This window comes from Streptomyces sp. NPDC056479 (assembly GCF_042795335.1).
In the GTDB taxonomy this organism is placed as follows: domain Bacteria; phylum Actinomycetota; class Actinomycetes; order Streptomycetales; family Streptomycetaceae; genus Streptomyces.
The window spans coordinates 1-4,496 of the sequence record NZ_JBHTRZ010000022.1 but is presented as its reverse complement, the minus strand read 5'-3'; the positions used below and the strand labels follow the sequence as shown (position 1 = coordinate 4,496).

4 protein-coding genes are annotated in these 4,496 nt (G+C 72.7%); 3 read left to right on the top strand and 1 reads right to left on the bottom strand.

The window, feature by feature from the left end:
* Nucleotides 1-36 precede the first annotated feature (36 nt).
* Genes ACFQ6S_RS42860 through ACFQ6S_RS42850 form a run of 3 tightly spaced genes read left to right on the top strand, consistent with a single transcriptional unit; the run spans nt 37 to nt 2,607 of the window.
* A complete protein-coding gene (locus ACFQ6S_RS42860) occupies nt 37-945 on the top strand; it encodes a sortase (protein WP_383421814.1) in 909 nt (302 codons plus the stop codon).
* Nucleotides 946-991: 46 nt separating this feature from the next.
* The gene (pstB, locus tag ACFQ6S_RS42855; protein WP_383421811.1) at nt 992-1,855 is read left to right on the top strand and encodes a phosphate ABC transporter ATP-binding protein PstB; all 864 of its coding nucleotides are present in this window, start codon (nt 992-994) and stop codon (nt 1,853-1,855) included.
* Nucleotides 1,852-2,607: a hypothetical protein gene (locus ACFQ6S_RS42850; RefSeq protein WP_383421808.1), complete on the top strand. Its 756-nt coding sequence runs from the start codon at nt 1,852-1,854 to the stop codon at nt 2,605-2,607. Before pstB ends, ACFQ6S_RS42850 begins: the two co-directional genes overlap by 4 nt.
* A gap of 233 nt (nt 2,608-2,840) precedes the next feature.
* Here ACFQ6S_RS42850 and ACFQ6S_RS42845 read toward each other — a convergent pair whose 3' ends face one another.
* The gene (locus tag ACFQ6S_RS42845) at nt 2,841-4,481 is read right to left on the bottom strand and encodes a phospho-sugar mutase (RefSeq protein ID WP_383421805.1); all 1,641 of its coding nucleotides are present in this window, start codon (nt 4,479-4,481) and stop codon (nt 2,841-2,843) included.
* Nucleotides 4,482-4,496: the final 15 nt, after the last annotated feature.

The window sequence follows — 4,496 nt, the reverse complement described above, 5'->3', positions numbered from 1 at the left end:
CTGTACGAAACAACCAGCCCCCGGAGGAGATCGCCCGTGACCACGCTCGCCCCACCCACGGCCGACCCACCGCGAGAAGAGTCCCCCCATCCCTCCACCCGCCCCGGGCTAGCCCTCGCCGGGGCGGCGTTGTGCGTGCTGGCCGCCGTACTGCTCGGCTTCGCCGCCAACCTCACCGTCGTAGGCCACCTCCAGCACGTCCGCGACCAGCAGACCGCGTACGACGAGCTGCGCCGCCAACTCGCCCTGGGCATCGCACCCGTCGGCCAGCGCGACTACGAGGGCAAGCCGGTCCAGGCCGGCGCACCCCTGGCACTCCTGCGGATCAGGGCGCTCGACGTCAAGGAGGTCGTCGCCGAAGGGACCACGTCCGAGGTGCTGATGTCGGGCCCGGGCCACCGCCGCGACACCCCACTCCCCGGCCAGGCCGGCACCGCGGTCATCATGGGCCGCCAGTGGGCCTACGGCAGCCCCTTCAACGACCTGCACAACCTCCCCACCGGCACCCGCATCGAACTGACCACCGGCCAGGGCAAGTCCGTCTACGAGGTCACAGGCCTGCGCCGGGCCGGCGACGAACTGCCCGCCCCGATCACCGACGGCCAGGGCCGGCTCACCCTCATCACCGCCACCGGAGCGCCGTACACCCCGAACGGCGTGCTCCGCGTCGACGCCAAGCTGATCACCCCGGTCCAGCCCAACCCACCGCGCGAGCTGCGCGCCGGCTGGATCACGCCGGCCGAGGAGGCACTCGGCACCGACGACGGCGCCTGGCTGGCGGTCTTCCTGTGGACACAGGGCCTGCTGCTCGCCGCCCTGCTCACCGTGGTCGCGTACCGCGTCTGGGGCCGCTGGCAGACCTGGATCTGCGCGGGCCCCCTCCTCGCCGCCCTCGGCCTCGCGGACGCCCAGGCCATCACCGCACTGCTGCCGAACCTGCTCTGATCCCGAACCGCCCCCCCCCACAACCAAAGGGAGTTGACCTCAGGCAATGTCCAGCCCCGACCTCACCGACACGCTGCCCCAGCCCCGAACCGCCACCGACCGCAAGACCACCGACCGACCCCCCGGCCGGGCCACCGCGGCAACCCTCCGAGCCGACTCCGTCTCCGCCTGGTTCGCCGACCACAAGGTCCTCGACCGCGTCTCGCTCACCATGCCCGCCCACCAGGTCACCGCCCTCATCGGACCCTCCGGCTGCGGCAAGTCGACCTTCCTGCGCATCCTCAACCGGATGCACGAACTGATCGCCTCCGCCTCCCTCTCCGGCCGAGTCATGCTCGACGACGAGGACATCTACGACCGGGGCCGGCGCATCACCCACGCCCGCCGCCAGATCGGCATGGTCTTCCAGAAGCCCAACCCGTTCCCCGCCATGTCGATCTACGACAACGTCGTCGCGGGCCTGAAGCTCAACGCCATCAAGGCCACCCGCGACGGCAGGGACGACCTGGTCGAGGAGTGCCTCACCAAGGCCGGCCTGTGGAACGAGGCCAAGGACCGCCTCCGCCAGCCCGGCGGCGCGCTCTCCGGCGGCCAGCAGCAACGCCTGTGCATCGCCCGGTCGTTGGCGGTACGACCCCGGGTGCTGCTCATGGACGAGCCGTGCTCGGCACTCGACCCGACCTCGACCCGGCGCATCGAGGAGACCATCGCCGAGCTGAAGTCCGAGGTCACCATCGTCATCGTCACCCACAACATGCAACAGGCGGCCCGCGTCTCCGACACCTGCGCCTTCTTCCTCGCCTCGCACGGCACGCCCGGCGTCATCGTCGAACACGGCGACACCGAGGCGATGTTCAACTCGCCGCAGGACGAGCGGACCTCGGACTATGTGAACGGACGGTTCGGGTGAGCGGGGGAGGCGCGGGCCCACGGGGCGCCCTGGCCGTCGTACCGATCGCGCTGGCCCTGCTCACCGGGTGCGGTGCGTACCCCGGCGGTGCGACCGGGCCGATGGCGGCGGTCGCGACCCCCTCCCCGGCCAAGGTGCCCACCCCGACCGCACCGGCTCCCCCCACGCCCGCCTCCAAGGCCCCGTCCCCCACCGTGCCGCGTACGTCCGTCCCGCCCGCTCCGACCTCCACGTCGCCCGGCACCCCGGCCCGCCCCTCCTCGCCCCGGCCCTCCGACGACCGCGTACGCGGACCCGACCTCTCCCGCGGTTCTTCGTCCCCCGCCGCCCGCCCCACGAGCCCGGCCCCCGGCATGAAGTCGGCGCCGGACCAGAGCGAGCACCCCGCCCGCACCACGATCCGCATCGGCACCTGGTCCGCCCCCGTCGTGCGCGGCGGACAGGACGAGGTCGACGCCTGCCGGGACGCCGTGCAGTGGGCCGGGCCCGAGATCGGGACCGAGGATGGGTACGAGATGCGTACGGTCGTGATCGTCGGCCACGACCACTGCGGGTTCGACCGCTTCGCGACCCTGCCGGTCGGCAGCACCGTCACGGTCAGCGGCCCGCGCGGCAACTGGCGCTACGAGGTGTACGCCAACTACGTCACCCCGGGCCGTGGCGCCCCGGCCGCCGGGCTCTACTGGGGCGACCTCACCCTTCAGTCGTGCGTGGGACCGGACACGGGGTTCAGCTATCTCACGCGGGTCTGAACCCCGCGCCCGGCCCGGGCGCGGCATCCCGCTTCAGATGTGAAGGGGGCGCGGGACACCTGGGGGCGGATGCCTCCGAGGGGGGACAAGGAGCGCATCCGTACTGCTGTTCCAGCATGCGGCGGGCGGGACGGGAGTGGGCAGCCGGGGAGCATGCGGCAACCCAACACCCCGTGAACCGCTCCGCGTCCGGGTCCCAGGGCACCCTGTCGATCAGGAAGTCGTCGTACCGCTCAGATGCCCGCCGCCGCCGAGAGGTCCCGCTTGATCGTCGCCAGCAGGTCCGCCGCCTTGGCACGGGCGGCCGGGAGGCCGGCGTGCGTCGCGACCGGGACGACGACCTCCAGGTAGCACTTCAGCTTGGGCTCCGTGCCGCTGGGGCGGACGATGACACGGGCGCCCTCGAGCGTGTAGCGCAGCCCGTCGGTGGGCGGGAGGGTGTCGGTGCCCTTCGTGAGGTCCTCGGCGCGGGTGATGGCGAGGCCGGCGAGCTCGGTGGGCGGCTGCTCGCGCAGCCGGCTCATGGCGTTCGCGATGACCGACAGGTCCTGGACGCGGACCGAGAGCTGGTCCGTGGCGTGCAGGCCGTGCTCCACGGCGAGGTCGTCCAGGAGGTCGAGTAGCGTGCGCCCCTCGGCCTTGAGGACGGAGGCCAGCTCGGTGATCAGCAGGGCGGCCGTGATGCCGTCCTTGTCGCGTACGCCGTCGGGGTCGACGCAGTAGCCGAGGGCCTCCTCGTAGCCGTAGCGCAGGCCGTCGACGCGGGCGATCCACTTGAAGCCGGTGAGGGTCTCCTCGTAGGGGAGGTTCGCCTTCTCCGCGATACGGCCGAGGAGCGAGGAGGAGACGATCGACTCGGCGAAGGTGCCCTGTGCTCCGCGGTTCACCAGGTGGGCGGCGAGGAGGGAGCCCACCTCGTCGCCGCGGAGCATCCGCCAGTCCCCTGTGTCCTCGCCGTCCTTGACGGCCACGGCGCAGCGGTCGGCGTCGGGGTCGTTGGCGATGACCAGGTCGGGGTCCGTCTCGCGGGCCTTGGCGAAGGCCAGGTCCATCGCGCCGGGCTCTTCCGGGTTGGGGAAGGCGACCGTGGGGAAGTCCGGGTCGGGGTCGGCCTGCTCGGTGACCAGGGCGGGGGCGGGGAAGCCGGCGCGATCGAAGGCGGCGAGGAGGACGTCCTTGCCGACGCCGTGCAACGCTGTGTACACCGTGCGGGCGGTGCGCGGGGAGTCGGGGGCGAGGACCGCGTCCGTGCGGGCGAGGTAGGCGTCGAGGACGCTGTCGTCGAGGGTCTCCCAGCCTTCGGCCGGGCGGGGGACGGCGATGAGGGACGGGACCGCGGCGATCTCCTGCGCGATGTCGATGTCCGCGGGCGGGACGATCTGGGAGCCGTCGCCGAGGTAGACCTTGTAGCCGTTGTCGCGGGGCGGGTTGTGGCTGGCGGTGACCTCTACGCCGGCTGCGGCGCCGAGGTGCCTTATCGCGTACGCGAGGACCGGGGTGGGGAGCGGGCGGGGGAGTACGGCGGCGCGCAGGCCCGCGCCGGTCATGACGGCGGCCGTGTCGCGGGCGAAGTCCTCCGACTTGTGGCGGGCGTCGTAGCCGATGACGACGAGGCCGCCGTCCTGGCCCTGCTTCTTGAGGTACGCGGCGAGACCGGCGGCGGCGCGGATGACGACCGTGCGGTTCATGCGCATCGGGCCGGCGCCGATTTCGCCTCGCAGGCCCGCGGTGCCGAACTGGAGGGTGCCGCTGAAGCGGTCCGCGAGCTCGTCGAGGTCGCCGGATTCGATGAGCTTGGCGAGCTCGTCACGGGTCTCCGGGTCGGGGTCCTCGGCGAGCCATGTCTGGGCCCGGGCGATGAGGTCGTCGTGCACGTCGGGTCAGCCTCT